Source organism: Saccharopolyspora tripterygii (genome assembly GCF_054778355.1).
The window spans coordinates 41091-57805 of sequence record NZ_BAAGZP010000007.1; the positions used below are offsets into that span (position 1 = coordinate 41091).

Below are 16715 nucleotides of genomic sequence, written 5' to 3' on the forward strand. Positions count from 1 at the left end.
ATGGAGCGTCTCGTCGTCGTCGGCGCCTCATTGGCGGGATTGCGCGCGGTGCAGTCCGCCCGCCGCGCCGGATTCACCGGCTCGATCACCCTGATCGGTGCCGAGGAGCACGTGCCCTACGACCGGCCGCCGCTGTCCAAGGCATTCCTCGCCGCCGGCCACGATGGCGAGCCTCCGTCCTTTCACAGTGCCGACGAGCTGCGCGAGCAGTTCGGGGTCGAGCTGAGCCTCGGTGTTTCGGCAGAGGCGTTGGATACGGCGGCACGGGAAGTCCACCTGCCAGGCCGCGCGGTGCCCTACGATGGGCTGGTCATTGCCACCGGCGCCACACCGCGCACCCTGCCGGGAGCCGACGGGATCGCCGGCGTGCATCAGTTGCGCACGCTCGATGACGCCGTGGCGATCCGGAACGCACTGGATGCCGGTGCCCGCACCGTGGTCGTGGGAGCCGGGTTCATCGGGTCCGAGGTCGCCTCGGCGGCGCGCAAGCGCAATCTGCCTGTCACCGTGGTGGAAGCCTCTGACCTGCCGCTGTCCCGCTCGCTAGGCCTGGAGGTGGGTGCCGTGTGCGCGGGGCTGCATGGCGCACACGGCACCCACCTCAAGCTTGCCCGCACGGTCAGCGGCCTCGAGTCGCAGTACGGACAGGTCACCGGGGTGCGGCTCGATGACGCAACCGTGCTGCCGGCCGATCTGGTCGTGATCGGCATCGGGGTTACACCCGCCACGACATGGCTGAGCGACAGCAGCCTACCGCTGCACGAGCACGACGGCGGTCTGCTGTGCGACGCCACGCTTTGGACCGGCGCCGAGGGGGTGTACGCGGCCGGTGACGTCGCACACGCGGTCAATCCCCTCTTCGACGACGACCTCATGCGGCTCGAGCACTGGACCACCGCCGCCGAGCAAGGAGCCGTTGCCGCCCGGAACGCGCTCGACCCAGCCGCCGCCGTGGCCCACGCGCCAGTGCCCTACTTCTGGTCTGACTGGTACGAACACCGCATCCAATTCACTGGGACAGCACACGCCGACGAGGTGCACGTGACCAGGCCAGCCAGCGAGGGATTACTCGTCCTCTACCGCCGCGGTGACCGGCTGGCCGGGGCACTCACGGTCGACCGCCCCGGTGACATCATGAAGTTCCGCCGCCGCATCGCAGCCCGAGGAGACTGGACCGAAGCCCTCGCGTTCGCCGAGCAGAAAGACACCACCCCACGTGGCTAGCATGACTCCGATGGCAGCCCCAGACGGCAACGCAGGACAACCAGGCACGCCTGCACACGCGCATCGTGCAGGTCGCCGCTGCCGTCACCAGCGAAACTGGATGGTCTTGTCACCCTGACAAAACGACGTCAGACCGCGCTTCCTCCGTGAACTTCGCACGGCCACGCAAGCCCAGCGATGATGCGTCCCCTACAATGTCGTACACACGTACGCCAAGCAAAAGTGCATGTCAACATACCAAAGAGTCTGAACGCGGCCGGAAAAGTCGAGCGAGACTACTTCGTAGGACTGCACTCAAGGAGTGCGATGTTCCAGGTGGTGGGAACATCGAGCTGATCTCCACGGCTGTGCGGTTTGCACTTGATCGCGGGTGGCATTTGGTCAGCGAAGGCATCATGCACGCGGCGCGCTACTGCGACATGCTCGATGGGCTACGCCGTGATCATGTCGGCAGGACGACGTTCTACTACTTTGACGTTTCGTGGCGCGAGGCCCTACGACGACACAGGACACGACCGCAGGCCAACGAGTTTAGCCATGACGAGATGCAAGAGGGGTATCGAGCGGCAGATCAACTTGGCTTCGACGAAGAGCACATCATTCCTGGAGAATACTCGCTGGACGGTACCGTGCGCCGTATCCTGGGTGGAGCGCTTAGTGAGAGCGTCGATTCCTCAGCGCCCTGATTCCGTTTCAGGGTGTTGAATCATTTGACTGGCCGACACCGGGGGTTCTGTGCCGTGGTGACCAGCCGATGGTGCGCCTTCCGCGTAGGAATCGAGAGCGATGGATGTAGCGGCGAGCAGCGCGACGACTATCAGCAGGTTAAGGATGAATCGCAGCGTCGTTTCCGGTGTGCAATGGCTTGCTGATGTGGGTTTCTTGAAGTGCTGCACGGCAGTCTCCTTACATGTTCTTGCGCATTAGATCGAGTACGCGCGCTAGCTGGTCGGCTGTCAGTGGTGGTTGCACTGGCGTGGTCTTTGCTGTGACGCCCGGTTCGGTTTTGAACGCTGGAACGCGACCTCGGCAGCGCGTCGCTTTTCGGGGACGGCTCAACTGCCTACGCCGAGGACGTGCGCCGCGCCTTACCGGAGGCGGTTCAGGCCTCGGACCGATGGCATCTTTGGCATGGCCTGGCATGTGCGATGGAGAAGGCCGTGGCCGCTCACAGTCGATGCTGGGTGGCGGCAGGACCGAAACGGCAAGCTCTGACCCGCGAGAACACCACGCTCGAACGCTGGCGGGCCGTTCACAACCTGGTGGACCACGGTGTCGGACGGCTCGACTGTTCTCGCAGGCTCGGACTTGCGCTGAATATGGTGAAACGCTCCGCGCCCCGGAGCCCGACCGGTTGCGCCGCCCATCGCAATACCGAGCCAGCCTGGTCGACCCCTACCGCGATCACCTCCGGCACGACGTACGGCCGAGCCTGGCGTATCGGTGATGCGCCTTTTCGACGAGATCACAGCCCTTGGCTACACCGGCAGCCTGAACCTGCTGCACAAGTACCTCAACCAGGGCCGAGAGCAAGGGGACCGGATCATCCCGTCCCCGCGGCGCCTGGCCTCGTGGATCATGAGCAGGCCAGCCGATCTGCCCGAGCAGCGCCGCGCCCACCTGGCTGACCTTGTGGCTGCGTGCTCTGATATGACTGCCCTTGCCTCGTTAGTCGGCGAGTTCGCGCAGCTCATTGCCAAACGCCGCGGTCACGATCTCGACATCTGGATCGAACGAGTGCGTGCGGTCGGACTGCCCGAGCTCGATCCGTTCCTCCGTGGCCTCAACCAAGACCACGATGCCGCGATCGCCGGCCTCACCCTGCCCTACAGCAACGGCCCCATCGAAGGCGTCAACACCAAGATCAAGTTCCTCAAGCGCCAGACTTACGGCAAAGCCAGCTTCGCCCTGTTACGCAAGAGGATCCTGCTCGACCAGTGATCCTCGTGCTTGATCACTAAATCAGCGCCAGAGCCGTTCTCCTGACAATTCCCTAAATGGTGCGGGTTCGCTATTAGGGCGTGGCTTTGACGTAGGTGGCGACGAAGTCGGGGTCGGCCAGGGTGTGGTCAAGGTTGGGGGAGCCTCCAGGGGAGCCGAGGTCGGCGAAGATGTCCCGACTGGCTTGTTGGAAGGGTTGCCAGTGTTCGTCGACGCGTTGGGCGGGCCGGATGGCCTCAACGGGGCAGACGGGTTCGCAGGCGGCGCAGTCGATGCATTCGGTGGGGTGGATGTAGAGCATGCGCTCGCCCTCGTAGATGCAGTCGACGGGGCATTCTTCGATGCAGGAGCGGTCTTTGACGTCGATACAGGGTTCACCGATGACGAAGGCCATGGGACGGGTGTTCCTTTCAAGCGTGGTGAGGGTTTTCCCGTAGATGCTCGGGGTTGCTCAGAGGCGTGGCGTGTGAGGAATGTTCGGGGGCCAGGCCAGCCTCGGGGTGCAGCGCGGCGGCGGCGTTGTTGACGGCGGTGGCGACTTCGCCGAAGCCCACGGAGATGAGTTTGACCTTGCCGTCGTAGGTGGTGATGTCTCCTGCGGCGTATACCCGTGGCAGGCTAGTGCGCATCGCGGAGTCGACGGCGATCGACCGCTCGTGCAGTTCCAGCCCCCAAGTGGCGATCGGCCCGAGGTTGATCTTGAAGCCCAGCGCGGCCACCACCACTTGAGCCGGGATCCGGTAAGGTGGGCCGGCGCCGGTGAGTTCGGCGGCCTCGATGTGGCCGTTGCCGTGCAGCGCCTGCACCTGGGCGTCGAGGTGCAGTGTGCACGCTGAGGCCCGCAGTTGGTCCATGGAGTGCTCGTGGGCGCGGAACCGTTGCCGACGGTGGACAAGGTGGACGCTGTGGGCGCGCTGCACGGCGGCCAAAGCCCAGTCCACCGCAGAGTCCCCGCCGCCGACGATGACGACATCGCGGCCCGTGAACAGGTCCAAGTCACTTACGAAGTAGTGCAGCCCACGCCCGAGGTACTCCTCGCCGCAGGGCAGGGGGCGTGGCGTCGCCGCCCCCACGCCGGCTGTAATGATCACCGCACCGGCCTCCACGGTCGCTCCGGTGTTGCTGACCACGATCACCGTCTCACCGGTGCGCTCCAGCCGCTGGGCTTGTTGTCCAAGCAAATAGGTCGGTGCGAAGGGGGCGGCCTGCGCGACCAGGTTGTCCACCAATTCCTGGCCTTTGACGCAGGGTAACCCGGCGATATCGTACAGGTTCTTTTCCGGGTACAGGGCTCCAACCTGGCCGCCCGGATGGGGCAGGGAGTCCATTACCGCGACGCGCAGGCCGCGGAAACCAGCGTAGTAGGCTCCGTAGAGCCCGACTGGACCGGCGCCGATCAACAGCACATCAACGCGGGTAGGGGTGTCGCTCATTGTCTCGTCTCTCACGCGCTCATGGGCGTTGGGCAGTGTGCCGCAGTACACACCGCACCGCGGCACGGGATGCCCGTTACTTAAGCCTCAGCCCGCGTACGAGTGGCCTTGGCGGCTTCGTCCTCGCGGTGAAAGCGTTCTTCGAGGTGCTCGGGGCTGGCGTCGGTGTCGATCGTGGACAGATCGGCCCCCATGGCGGATTGGATCGATTCCAGTCGCCGGGTGCCTTTGTCCATGGCGTAGGAGACCAACTCGTCTTTGCTTAAATCGAACGGTACCTCGTCCACAGCCGCGAAGACGTGCTCGATCTGCGCCACGGCGTGCGGCAGCAGCTCCTGCATCGTCTGCTCCACCACGGTCCAGTTCTCCTCGTCTGCAGCTACGTGCCGTCGGCACGTGAAGGTTCCCCAGGCCATGTGGCGCCGTTCGTCATCGCCAATCATTTTGATGATCTTCTGCATGCCGGGGAAGATGCCGCGACTGCGGCACACCTTGTCCCAGGCGTAGTAGCCGGTCAGCGCCAGCACCCCTTCGACGACGTGGTTGTAGGTCACCGACGCCCGCACCTGGGCCGCGGGACTAGGATCAGCGCTCAGTGCTCGCAGGTTCTGCGGGAGCGCCTCGTAGAACACCGCCCGATAACCCGGGTTGTCGGCCACATGCTCATGCAGATCGCCTGTCAGACCCACCGTGTCCAGCCAGCGCCGGAACACCTCGGTGTGCTTGGCTTCTTCAAAGCAGAACTGGGTCAGGTACAGCTCGTCGTGAAATCGGCCTTCGGCGGCCATGGCGGCCATGAACGGCTGCAAGTCCTGTGTGACTGACTCCTCACCGGCGATGAACTGCGCACACAGCGTAGCCGCCAAGCGCTGCTCTAACTCCGTCAGACTGGCCCAGTCGTGCGCGTCCTGGCGCATGTCAATCTCGGCGGGATTCCAAAACCCCGCGTTGCCCTTGACGAACAACCGCATCGGGAAGGACTGCCAGTTCAGCCCGCCCTCACCCAGACTCGCGAAGCCCTCACGACTCGTCCCCAACATCACATCTCCTTTGACAATGGCGGACTAGGTGTCAAAACTGTGGACTCAAACTGCAAACTTGTCAAGGCGGGTGAAGATGCCGACGGCAAGGGCCCTACCTTGGAGGCGATACCGGCCACCCGGGGAGCCCGGGCGAGGCCGTAGCGTTGGCTGTGTGCCACCGATGGGAAGCTCGTTTCGCCAGATCGTGCGCCAGCAGCTACGCACCACCGCGCTCGACGCCGCCCACAGGTTGGTCAGCGAGCGCGGTTGGGCCAGCGTGCGCATGGGCCAAGTGGCAGCAGCGGTCGGAGTCAGCCGGCAGACGCTATACAACGAGTTCGGTTCCAAAGACGAACTCGGCACCGCGCTCGTGCAGCGCGAAACCGACCAGTTCGTCACCGGCGTCGCCGAACAGCTCGCCCGCCATGCCGACGACCTCGAAAAAGCCGTCACCGCCGCAGTCGGCTACGCCCTCGAACAAGCCGCCACCAACCCGCTGGTCCATGCCGTGCTCACCAGTGCCCGCACCGACACCGCCGGCCTGCTGCCCCTGCTAACCACCCGCTCCGAACCAGTCCTCACCGCCGCCAGCACCGTAGTGATCGACTTCCTGACCCGCACCCGGCCCGACCTCGACACCGACACCGTCGAGATCGTCACCGATTCCCTCGTCCGTTTGACCGTCAGCCACATCGTCCTGCCTACAGACACCCCCGAACGCACCGCCCGCAAACTCTCCACCCTCGCACTCCGGGCCCTCACTGCACCGCACTGACCGGTGGGGGACTGCCGCAGGCGGGACTGTCCGTCGATCGGCTCTGGCTCACTTTCGGTGCTGACGTAGGGTCGGCCGACTGACCACAGAGCGTTGTGCCAGGGTAACGCTGGTGCGACGTTGATCAACTTCTTGCGTTGGAGTTCTCGGGATTGTCTTCCCTGGTCATCCTGGGTATCGAGGATGAGGCTGGGACGATTGCTGTCCGGGCATCGACGCGGTCATGGCCGGTGGCCTGCCCGGGATGCGCTGTGGAGACGGGGCGGGTACATGGCTATGTCGAGCGGTCGCTGGCCGACGTGCCGGTGGACGGAAGACGCGTCGTGGTGCGCGTGCGGGCACGGCGGATGCGGTGTTGCACTGTGGACTGTTCGCGGCAGACGTTCCGCGAGCCCCTAACCAGTGTGGCGGAGCGGTATCAGCGCCGTACCGCCCTGCTGGCCACGCAGGTGGGCCATGTCGTGCGGGAGTCGGCTGGGCGCGCCGGCACTCGGGTCCGGGCGAGGCTCGGTATCGGATTATCATGACACATCGCGCTGCGGACGCTATTGCGGCTGCCGATGCCCGACCGGCCGGTGCCGCCGGTGATCGGGGTGGACGATTTCGCCCTGCGTAAGCGGCAGCGCTACGCCACCGTGATCATCGACGCGGTCACCGGTGAACGCGTCGACGTCCTGGCTGACCGCACGGCGGACAAGCTGGTAGCCTGGTTACGCGGCCTCCCGGGGGTGCCGGTGGTGTGCTGGGATGGCTCCGGGCCTACACCGAAGCGATCCGCCGCGCACTACCCAACGCAGTGCAGGTCACCGACCGGTGGCATCTCTGGCACAACCTCGCCGAGGCCGTCCTCAAGGAAGTCGCCGCCCGCAGTGCGTGCTGGGGCAAGACAGGCCCACCACTACAGGAGGGCAAGCGCGCCACCACGACTCGGGAGCGCTGGCGGCAAGTGCATGATCTGCTTGATCGCGGCGCCGGACTGCTGGAGATCTCCCGCCGGTTGAACCTGGGGTTGAACACGGTCAAGCGCTACGCCCGCATCGAAGCGCCCGAACGACTGGTGCGCGCTCCGCAGTATCGGCCAACCCTGGTCGACCCGTTCCGCGACCACCTACGTCGCCGCCCTGCGGAAGATCCAGCGGTGTCGGTACCCCGGTTGCTTCAGGAGATCACCGAGCTCGGCTGTACCGGAAGCCAGAACCTGCTGTATCGCTACATCACACAAGGACGCGTCGAATCCGACCGGCCCGCGACCTCACCCAGACGACTCGCCCGCTACATGCTCACTCACCCGGACACGCTCCACGACCATCAGCGAGAACGGATTTACGCCGCGACCAGCGCCTGCCCCGAAATGACCGCACTCACCGCCCTTGTCCGCGACTTCGCCGCACTACTCACACCCGACCCCCAACAACGACGAGCGCCTGTCCAGCTGGATCGCGCAGGCCCGAGCCGAGGACCTGCCCCACCTCCACGCGTTCACCCGCGGCCTCGACCTCGATCGGCCCGCCGTGAACGCCGCACTCACTCTAAAATTCCACAATGGACGAACAGAAGGTGTGAACACCAAAACAAAGCTACTCAAGCGACAAATGTGCGGCCGCGTAGGCTACACTCTGCTCCACCACCGCATCCTACTCGGATGAGACACACACCGTCACCACCGAAAGTCAGCCTGAGCCGAAAACCCGACACTCCCCCGGGCCGAAGGCTGCTGGACTGACGGTGCGGGCGGGATCGGACGCAACGGGCGGGCGAGCACGGGTACGTAGGCTCATCATCGCCGCGTTCGTCGGTTTACTCACCCTGCCTTCGATGGTCGTTGACCGGGCGTTGGCCCCTGTTGCGAGATCGCGGAATCTCTCCCACGCAACACGTACTTTTGGATCTTGCCGGTGGCGGTCTTGGGGAGTTCGGATACGAACGTGATCTGGCGCGGTGCCTTAAAGTGCGCGAGGTTCGCGCGCACGAACGCGATCAGCTCGTCACCGGTAACCGGCGTCTCGCCGACGGGAACGACGAAGGCGTGGGGTGTCTCGCCCCATTTCTCGTCTGGCGCGCCCACGACCGCGACCTCTTGAACGCCCTCGTGCCGCAGCAGCACACCTTCCAACTCGACAGAGGAGATGTTCTCGCCGCCTGAGATGATGACGTCCTTGATGCGGTCCCGGATCTCGACGTAGCCGTCGGCGTGGGTGACCGCCGCGTCGCCGGTGTGGAACCAGCCGTCGCGCAGGACTTCGGCCGTTGCCTCTGGGGAGCGGAAGTAGCCATCCATGACCACGTTGCCCCGGATCACGATCTCGCCGATGGTCTGACCGTCCCACGGGACTTCATCGCCGTTCTCCTCGACGACCTTGAGCTCGCCAGAGGTGATCAGCGCGACGCCCTGCCGCGCTTTGACAGCGCTGAGCTCGTCCGGAGACAGACCGTCGTGCTCCGGCAGCGGTTCGCAGACCGTGATGAACGGGGCGGTTTCAGTGAGCCCGTACACCTGCGTGATGGTCCAGCCGAACTCCTGCTCCAGTTGCTGGATGGTGGCTGCCGCCGGCGGGGCGCCAGCAGTGACCACCCGGACGCCCGGAGGGAGGTTTCCTCGGACGTCCTCGGGTGCGCTCACTAGCGAGATCAGCACGGTCGGCGCCGCGCACAGCCACTGCACGTCCTCAGCGCGGATCAGTTCGAATACGCGTGTGGGTTCGACGGCACGCAGGCAGACGTGCTTGGCGGCGGCCGCGGTGACTGTCCACGTGTAGGTCCACCCGTTGGCGTGGAACATCGGTAGCGTCCAGAGGTAGCCCTGCCCGGTGTCCAGACGTAGGTGGATCAGTGTGCCCACCGAGTTCATGTAGGCGTTGCGGTGGGTGATCATGACGCCCTTGGGGCGGGCCGTGGTGCCGCTGGTGTAGTTGATCGTCAGCAGGTCGTTCTCGTCGATGTCCGGTCGTGTGAAGTGTGGCTCGGATGCCGCGAGGAGCGCCTCGTAGTCCTCCCAGCCGTCGCGGGCTTCCTCCAGGGCGACGAAGTGCTCCACGTGGGGCAGCTGATCGCGAATCTTGTCCAGCTTGTCCAGCTGGTCCCCGTGTGCGCACACCACCTTGGAGCCGGAGTGGTTGAGGATGTAGGCGAAATCGTCGGACGCCAGCCGATAGTTGACCGGTACCAGGACCGCGCCGAGCTGCGGCACCGCGTAGAACGATTCCAGCTGTGCATGCGTGTTCGGCGCGATGTAGGCCACGCGGTCGCCCTTGGACACTCCCATCCGCTGCAACGCCGCCGACCACCGGTCGCACCTGGTGAAGAATTCCTCGTAGGTCAGCCGAAGCTCGCCGTCCACCACCGCCTCGCGCCACGGGTGGAGCCTGCGGGTGCGGCGTGCGAACTGCAGAGGGCTCAGTGGAACTTTCATCGTTGGGCTCCGATCTTCGTGATCGTGCAATAAGGCTGTACAACACGGCATTCCTCGTCAAGGTCAATGTGGTCGCGCCGCTGTCATACTTGCCGAGCCGGAGACGCGGCGGCAACCCCATGCGAAGCACCCGGCGTCTCGGTCGGATATCTCCGGAGGACAAACGGCAAGCCTATTCACTTGGACACGCGTTAACCACCGCTTCGGGGTGCCAGCGAGGAATTGTCAAGACCTGTGTTGTGCCCTGAACGCGAAGGAGATGTCGGTGTAGGAAATCTTCAGCAGCGCTGCGTGGGACACCCGTCCGAGGATCACCATGAAAGATCGCGGCTAGATCCAGTCGTCGGTGATGAGCATGGTCACGCCACCTGTGGCGAAATTATCGATGTCCGCAGCGGCGGCTTGGCCCTCTGGGGAAGCGAGTCCGGCCTCGAGGGCTTGTTTCGAGTCGAAGACGAGCTCGGCGACCAGGTAGTACGGCGGCTTGGATCCGTCCGGGGTCGTACACTTGCCAGCATGCCACTGCCGCACTCCAGGGATTTTGTCGGCCAGCGGGCGGTGGGTGGAGTTGTAATACTGGTCGAAGGCGGCCCGGTTATCGGGGTGCCCGTAACACACGATCAAGCGATACATCAGCGGTCCTGCTTCCGATTCTTCGGCTGTTCTGCACCTAACTCAGGAGGTTTAGGCTGGGCGGGCGAGTAGTTCACCGAGGTGTTGGTCGACCTGGGGCATGTAGGTGGGGGCGACGGCGAACAGTGCGAGGTGCCCGAGTACGTCGTCGATCACCCGTAGTTCGCTGCCTTTGACCATTTTTTGCTCGGCGCGGCAGTCGCGCACGGGGAAGAACATGTCCTCGTTGATCGGCATCACGAACATGGGCACGGTAATCCGGCCGAGTGCGGCGGCCAGGTCGCCTTCGGTGTTGCGGGCGACGTCGCCGTGTTGCCATTTCCAGGCCATGCACAGCAGGTCGTTGGGGTCCATGGCGGTGAAGTACGGCTCCAGGAAGCCCTCGAGGAACTCCTCCTTGGTGTGGAACTCCAGAGCGCGCCACACCTCCTGTTTCCAGAACTCGGTGGAGAAGCCCATCACCGCCCAGATGCGGGCGTGCCGTTTCAGTCCCTCGACCACGTCGGCGTTCGACCCGTACTCGCCCCCGTTGAACCCGGGGTCCGAGGTGATCGCCTCGCACAGCACCTGGGCGAACAGGAAGTCGTGCGGCGTGTTCTGCGCGGTGCCCGCGATCGGCGCCGCCCGCCTGACCTTGTCCGGGAACCGGACGGCCCACTCGTAAGTCTGCTGAGCACCCATCGAGCCGCCGACGACCAGTTGCAGCCTCTCGATGCCGAAGTGCTCGCGCAGCAGGCGCTCCTGGGCGACGACATCGTCCCCGGTTCGCACGCGGGGGAACTTCGACATCGCGAGCTCCGCGTTGGCGCCCGCGGCGTTGTGCGGGCTGGTGGAGAGCCCACTGCCGATCTGGTTGATGACGACGATGAAGTACTCGTCCGGATTCAGCGCGTGATCTGCTCCGATGTAGTTCTCCCGCCACACCTGGTGGGTGCCGGAGTACCAGGTGGTGACCAGAATGGCGTTGTCCTTGGCCTCGTTCAGCGTGCCGAAGGTCGCGACCGCGAGCTGACAGTCGGGAATCGAGCCGCCCTCCTCGAGGTCGAGCCTGCCGATGCTGATCAGCTCGTAGTCGCCGTGGAATTCCTGGGTGTAGTACGGGTTGTCGATCATCGTTGGCCTCCCGTTTCGGTCCCTGGCGTGCGCCCACTGTGCATGTGTCGCGGGCCCGCGAAGTGTCCGAAATTGGGACACGTCACGGCCTTGACTTCTGGGGCATCATGGCAACATCTCGCTCTGTGTGTGATGCCACAAGGAGGTGGTGGACCGATGGGCGAACTCGCGGATCAGCGGCTCCTGCTTGCCGCAGCCCGCGCAGACTTGATCGAGAACGCAGACCTCCAACTGCGCGGAGTCCCAGGCCACGTGGCCGCATCCTGGCGGCGCAGCGTTGACCGAGGAGTTCCCCCACACGAGGTGGCTCCCCCCTACTCTCCAGAGCTCGACTTCGACGCTCGTCTCGTCCGCTGCGCACAGCCCGTACTGGATCAACTCTCCAAACAGATCGCCGACCTCCCGATCAGCGTGGCGCTCACCGACGAACGCGCCCGCCTGGTCAGCCGCCGGGACAGCAACTCCTGGATCGCGCGCATGCTCGATCGGGTGTACTTCGCGCAAGGCTTCGACTACGCCGAAGGAGCGGTCGGCACCAACGGCGTCGGCACGGTGCTGGAGTTCGGTGAGTCGATGCACGTGGTGGGCGCCGAGCACTTCGTGGAGTCGCTGCAGGACTTCGCGTGCGCGGGCGCGCCGGTGCGTGACCCGTTCACCGGACGGATCGAGGGCGTGCTCGACCTGAGCTGCATGAGCGAGCACTCCACGCCGCTGATGCACTCGCTGGTCCGCTCCGCAGCACGACAGATCGAGCACAACCTGCTGGCAGACCGCGACCAGGCACAGCAGGCGCTGTTCGACGCCTACTCGCGGGTGGAGACGCGCAGCAGGCAGGCCGTGCTGGCCGTCGGCCGGCGGACCGTGCTGGGCAACTCACCGCTGCGGGACCTTCTCGACGCGCGTGACCAGGAGGTGCTGCAGGACCACGTCCGGTTCGTCATGTCGCGACACGCGACCGTGGACGACGAGGTCGAACTGCCCTCCGGCACCTGCGTCCGCCTGCGCGGCGCCAGGGTCGAGGTGGGCGGTGACATCGCGGGCATGGTCGCCGTCGTCTCGACCCAGCCCGACCTCCCGCGCCCCACCCCGTTGATGATCGAGAACGGCCGGCCGCGTTCCACCACAGTCGACACCCCGCGCCACGGGATGCTGGAGAGCCGGTCGCCGGCATGGCGTGCGGCGGCGGCCACCGTCGAGACCGCGATCCGTGCCGGAACCCCGGTCCTGGTCCTCGGCGAACCCGGGACCGGCCGCTGCACCCTGCTGGCCGAGCTGCACCGGCTCGCCTCCGGATCAGGACAGGTCATCGCGCTGAACGCCGACGAGGTCGCGGCGGCACCGTCGCAGATCTGCGCTCGCCTCCGGGAGCCGGCCTCAGAGCCGACGCTGTACGTACTCAGAGACATCGACCGGCTGCACGCCAAGTCCCTCAGCAGGCTCGCCGAGGCGTTGGGCCCCGCGCCCGACGGTACCCCCGGCAGGGTCTCGGGGACGGTCGCCGCGACGGCCTCGGAGGCTATCGTCGAGCGGGCCTCCTACCAACGGCTGCTGGCCACCTTCGGCGCCTCGGCGATCGTTCCCGCGCTGCGCCATCGCCGGTCCGATCTGCCCGGCCTGGTAGAGGCGTTGCTAACCGATCTCGCGCCGCATCGCGATACCTGCCTGTCCCGCGATGCCATGCGCGTACTCGGCGGCTACGACTGGCCGGGCAACGTCCGGCAGCTCAAACGAGCCCTGTCGGCCGCGCTCGCACGGCGGCCGGTGGGTGTCATCGAGGCCGCCGACCTTCCCACGTTCTGTCAGAGCGTGCCGCGCAGCTCGCTGCGCCCCGTGGACGAGACCGAACGCGACGCCATCGTCACCGCGTTGCGCGAGGCCGGCGGCAACCGGGTGGCAGCAACCAGGGCACTCGGCATCGCCCGTTCCACGCTCTACCGCAAGATCCGCCAGTACGGCATCACGATCTGAGACCCCTCGCCGCACCGCGCTGTCCGGCACTCGATTGTGCCGCCGGGACCGACGGACGTCTGGTCGTGAGTGTTGCGAGTGGTGCTCACCATGCGCAACACTCACGACCGTAGACCAGCGTGAACGCTCTGCCTGACTGCGTCAGTTCATGTCAGGTCATCCGGAAGGACGGGTAGCCCCCGACAGCCTCCTCGTCACACTTCTCGCGGTAGGTGCCCACCCCGCCGATGTAGGACAGCAGACGTCGCGGCTTGCCCGCCACGTTCGAGCCCATGTACCAGGAGTGGGTCTTCGGCACCAGCGTCGCGCTCGCGATCTCCTCATGGTGGGCCACCCAGGCATCCTCGCCTTCCTGGGTCGGCTCGATCACCGACTTGCCTTGCGCCTTCACGTGTCGGATGACGTCGGTGATCCACTCCGTCTGCTGCTGCAGGCAGGTCGTCATGTTGCACAGGGCCGCCGACGGAGCCAGCGGGACGGCGGTGGTGAGCATGTTGGGGTAGCCGTGCACCATCAGGCCCATCGTGGTGCGGATGTCCCGGCTCCAGTCCTCGGCCAGCGACCGGCCGTCCCGGCCGCGGATATCGACTCGAGTCAGAGCCCCGGTACCCGCGTCGAAACCGGTCGCCAGAATGATCACGTCGAGCTGGTGGACAGTGCCGTCGGTGAGCTGGATGCCATCAGGGGTGATTCGAGCAATCGGGTTATCCCGGACCCCGACCAGCGTGACGTTGTCGCGGTGATAGACCTCGAGATAGCCCTGCTCCAGCGGGACGCGGTGGGTGCCGAACCCATAGTCGGTGGGCACCAGAATGTCGATCAGCCGCTGGTCCTTGAGGCGTTCGCGCATCTTCTCCCGGACGAACTCGGAGACCTCCTCGCTGACCTGTTCATCAAAGAACATCTCCCCGAAGCTGGCCAGCCACAGTTTCAGCGACCCGTCCTGATAGATCTCCTCGAGGATCTCCCGACGCCGCTGAGGCGTGTATGCGGCCCACTCGTGCTCGAAATCGTACTCGAACCCGCTGAACGTGTGCGGCAGTGTGGCCCGCAACTCCTCGAACCGGTTCTTGTACCAAGCCTGCTCAGACGGCCCGTAGTCCGGATTCTTCATCGGCAGCACGTACTGCGGCGTCCGTGCGAACACGGTGAGGTGCTCGACCTCGGCGGCGATGGTCTGGATCACCTGGATGCCGGTCGCACCGATACCGACCACACCGACCCGCTTACCCGCCAGCTCGACACCGTCCTTCGGCCAGCGGGACGTGTGGTACACCGATCCGCGGAAGCCGTCCTGTCCCTCGAAAACGTTCTCCAGCGGCGCGGACAGCATACCTCCGCAGGCGACGAAGAACTGCGTGTCGATCGTCTCGCCGCGGTCGGTGCCCACGAGCCAGCGCCCACGGTCCTCGTCGAAGTGCGCGCTAGTGATCGTCGTGGAAAACTGAATGTCCCGGCGCAGGTCGAGCCGGTCGGCGACGTAGTCCATCCACCGCTCCACCTCGTGCTGGTCCGGGAACCGCTGACTCCAGCTCCACTCCTTATAGAGGACCTCGTCGAAGAAGTACTGATAGATGTAGGCCTCACTGTCGAACCGGGCGCCCGGGTAACGGTTCCAATACCAGGTTCCGCCCACGTTGGAGCCCGCCTCGTAGGCCCGCACACGCAGCCCCTGCTCGCGCAACTGGTGCAGCTGATACAAGCCGGCCACCCCGGCGCCGAGCACCACCGCGTCGAGCACGATGTCCGCCTGGCCCTGCCTAACCCGTGGGGCGGTGTCAGTCGCGGCCGTCATGGGTCCACCTCCTAGTGATGCGCGTCATAACCACAGGCATCGTCGACCCTGTCCCCACCAACCACGCTGTCCCAAAATCGAACACCTAGAGCAGCCGCACTTCTGGATGTAGCCAGACCAATCGGTGGCAGCAGGGTCTTTGAAGCGTCCCAAGTCTTCGGGGAGGCTCGTTGTTGGTGTCAGGCGACCAGGCTGGCTAACTCGCACAGGGTCTCGAACTCGGTCGGCAGCCGATGGCCACAGGCCTCGTGAAGTTGTCGGTTGCTATACCACTCCACCCATGCGCGGCGGTGGCGATTTCGACTTCTCGTTTAGGCGCCATGCCCACTACGGCTTAATCAGCTCCGTGCGTACAGGCCGATCATGGTTCCAGGGAGCGTGTTATCAAGAGCACTGCCAACCGTTCCGATCGACGCATCGATGCCCGCGTCAATCAGACACTGGGTGAACCGCAACGAGATGTACTATCCTCCCGGAGTCGGAACGGTGCACACGCTTTAAAAACACCGTCGAATACACGGTAGCCTCGATCGCGCAAACCCCGTTTCGAGAGTATCCATAATGAGATCGTCCTCATGCATACTCTGTCCACCCGACCCGACGATTCTACGGGAGAACACATCCGCGGCGAACACCACATAGACGGTGCCGGACCAGTCGCCACGTGGCTGAAGACCGTACCCCAGAGCCAGTTCGACGCACCCCGCCGCGAACTGCCGTTTCACGAGGTCAGCAGCACGGACGCCGTCCCGGACCAGGATTGTTGCACACTGTCTTGCCGCGCGCCGCCCCAGCCAGGCCGATTCAATCGGCCGCGACTCACTTGGACACCTTCCCGATTCAGCTGTCGCCATATTTTCCGAGCGCCGCACATCTGACAATTGGCGTCATGCACTTGTTGGATCTCTTCCATCAATTCCTGTCTTGCTCGTCACGCTCCGACTTCAGCACAACCGGGCGGCATAATATGTGGACGGGCGATCGTGATGCCAAAATCGGTCGGCACGGAACAGATCGGCTCAACCCCGAGTCAGCCCTTGTGTTCCGTGAAAATCGAACGGGCGTGGCGACCGCGGGTCGAGATCGCGCGCAAAGAAGGCCGACGCCGCCTTAAGTATTTCGTCTGCGCGCCGCAATTACGCATTCTCCGGTGCAGCCGCGTCAACTCGGCCGAATCCTCGCTCGAGGTGCCGGACGTCTGGCCCGCATCAACCTCCGCCGCCTGACCCACTTGCACAGCGTCTCGGTCGAGACGTTCACTTTCGCCGCGATCGAGCGGATCGCCTCCCACTGCGAGTCGTACTCCGCCTGGCGCGCCAGCACCAACGCCATCGCCACCATCGATCGCGCACGCCACGCGAGTAACTCGTCCTCCGGGGCCTGATCCACATCCCTCGCTCAA

Annotated in this window: 15 protein-coding genes and 1 pseudogene; 7 read left to right on the forward strand and 9 right to left on the reverse strand. The window is 65.1% G+C overall.

Annotation, left to right across the window (positions count from 1 at the left end):
• Positions 1-1224, forward strand: a complete 1224-nt coding sequence (locus tag ACYVF3_RS04925; protein ID WP_363794765.1) for an NAD(P)/FAD-dependent oxidoreductase — start codon at positions 1-3, stop codon at positions 1222-1224.
• A 377-nt stretch (positions 1225-1601) separates the two neighbouring features.
• On the forward strand, positions 1602-1910 hold the full coding sequence (locus ACYVF3_RS04930; protein WP_461153020.1) for a P-loop NTPase family protein: 309 nt from the start codon (positions 1602-1604) through the stop codon (positions 1908-1910).
• Here ACYVF3_RS04930 and ACYVF3_RS04935 read toward each other — a convergent pair.
• On the reverse strand, positions 1899-2120 hold the full coding sequence (locus ACYVF3_RS04935) for a hypothetical protein (RefSeq protein ID WP_363794767.1): 222 nt from the start codon (positions 2118-2120) through the stop codon (positions 1899-1901). The two genes, ACYVF3_RS04930 and ACYVF3_RS04935, sit on opposite strands and share 12 nt — an antisense overlap.
• Positions 2121-2670: 550 nt before the next feature.
• On the opposite strand from ACYVF3_RS04935, the gene ACYVF3_RS04940 reads away from it, so the two are divergent.
• Entirely contained in the window at positions 2671-3165 is a 495-nt protein-coding gene (locus ACYVF3_RS04940; protein WP_363794769.1) for a transposase, read from the forward strand.
• Between the two features lie 73 nt (positions 3166-3238).
• Here ACYVF3_RS04940 and fdxA read toward each other — a convergent pair whose 3' ends face one another.
• From fdxA to ACYVF3_RS04955, 3 genes are all read right to left on the reverse strand, one after another.
• Positions 3239-3559 (reverse strand): ferredoxin, encoded by a 321-nt coding sequence (fdxA, locus tag ACYVF3_RS04945; protein ID WP_363794771.1) that lies wholly within the window; start codon positions 3557-3559, stop codon positions 3239-3241.
• Positions 3560-3575: 16 nt separating this feature from the next.
• Positions 3576-4598 (reverse strand): NAD(P)/FAD-dependent oxidoreductase, encoded by a 1023-nt coding sequence (locus tag ACYVF3_RS04950; protein WP_363794772.1) that lies wholly within the window; start codon positions 4596-4598, stop codon positions 3576-3578.
• Between the two features lie 80 nt (positions 4599-4678).
• Complete coding sequence (locus ACYVF3_RS04955; RefSeq protein ID WP_363794774.1) at positions 4679-5638, reverse strand: R2-like ligand-binding oxidase; 960 nt, start codon at positions 5636-5638, stop codon at positions 4679-4681.
• A gap of 163 nt (positions 5639-5801) precedes the next feature.
• Here ACYVF3_RS04955 and ACYVF3_RS04960 point away from each other — a divergent pair, with 163 nt between their 5' ends.
• Positions 5802-6395 (forward strand): TetR family transcriptional regulator, encoded by a 594-nt coding sequence (locus ACYVF3_RS04960; RefSeq protein WP_363794888.1) that lies wholly within the window; start codon positions 5802-5804, stop codon positions 6393-6395.
• 137 nt (positions 6396-6532) lie between these two features.
• Positions 6533-8041 (forward strand): annotated as a pseudogene (locus ACYVF3_RS04965) (ISL3 family transposase).
• A 155-nt stretch (positions 8042-8196) separates the two neighbouring features.
• Here the strand turns inward: ACYVF3_RS04965 and ACYVF3_RS04970 are convergent.
• The 3 genes from ACYVF3_RS04970 to ACYVF3_RS04980 form a co-directional block, all read right to left on the reverse strand.
• Positions 8197-9804: a long-chain-fatty-acid--CoA ligase gene (locus tag ACYVF3_RS04970; RefSeq protein WP_363794776.1), complete on the reverse strand. Its 1608-nt coding sequence runs from the start codon at positions 9802-9804 to the stop codon at positions 8197-8199.
• Between the two features lie 330 nt (positions 9805-10134).
• Positions 10135-10437, reverse strand: coding sequence for an EthD family reductase (locus tag ACYVF3_RS04975; protein ID WP_363794778.1), 303 nt, complete (start codon positions 10435-10437; stop codon positions 10135-10137).
• Positions 10438-10488: 51 nt separating this feature from the next.
• Entirely contained in the window at positions 10489-11550 is a 1062-nt protein-coding gene (locus ACYVF3_RS04980) for an alpha/beta fold hydrolase (protein WP_363794780.1), read from the reverse strand.
• A gap of 303 nt (positions 11551-11853) precedes the next feature.
• Here ACYVF3_RS04980 and ACYVF3_RS04985 point away from each other — a divergent pair, with 303 nt between their 5' ends.
• Positions 11854-13518 (forward strand): sigma-54-dependent Fis family transcriptional regulator, encoded by a 1665-nt coding sequence (locus ACYVF3_RS04985; RefSeq protein WP_363794782.1) that lies wholly within the window; start codon positions 11854-11856, stop codon positions 13516-13518.
• A gap of 151 nt (positions 13519-13669) precedes the next feature.
• Here ACYVF3_RS04985 and ACYVF3_RS04990 read toward each other — a convergent pair whose 3' ends face one another.
• Both ACYVF3_RS04990 and ACYVF3_RS04995 read right to left on the reverse strand, forming a co-directional pair.
• The gene (locus tag ACYVF3_RS04990) at positions 13670-15313 is read right to left on the reverse strand and encodes a flavin-containing monooxygenase (protein WP_363794784.1); all 1644 of its coding nucleotides are present in this window, start codon (positions 15311-15313) and stop codon (positions 13670-13672) included.
• A gap of 721 nt (positions 15314-16034) precedes the next feature.
• Complete coding sequence (locus ACYVF3_RS04995; protein WP_406692764.1) at positions 16035-16226, reverse strand: IS3 family transposase; 192 nt, start codon at positions 16224-16226, stop codon at positions 16035-16037.
• A gap of 237 nt (positions 16227-16463) precedes the next feature.
• On the opposite strand from ACYVF3_RS04995, the gene ACYVF3_RS05000 reads away from it, so the two are divergent.
• Positions 16464-16697, forward strand: a complete 234-nt coding sequence (locus ACYVF3_RS05000) for a hypothetical protein (RefSeq protein ID WP_363794788.1) — start codon at positions 16464-16466, stop codon at positions 16695-16697.
• Positions 16698-16715: the final 18 nt, after the last annotated feature.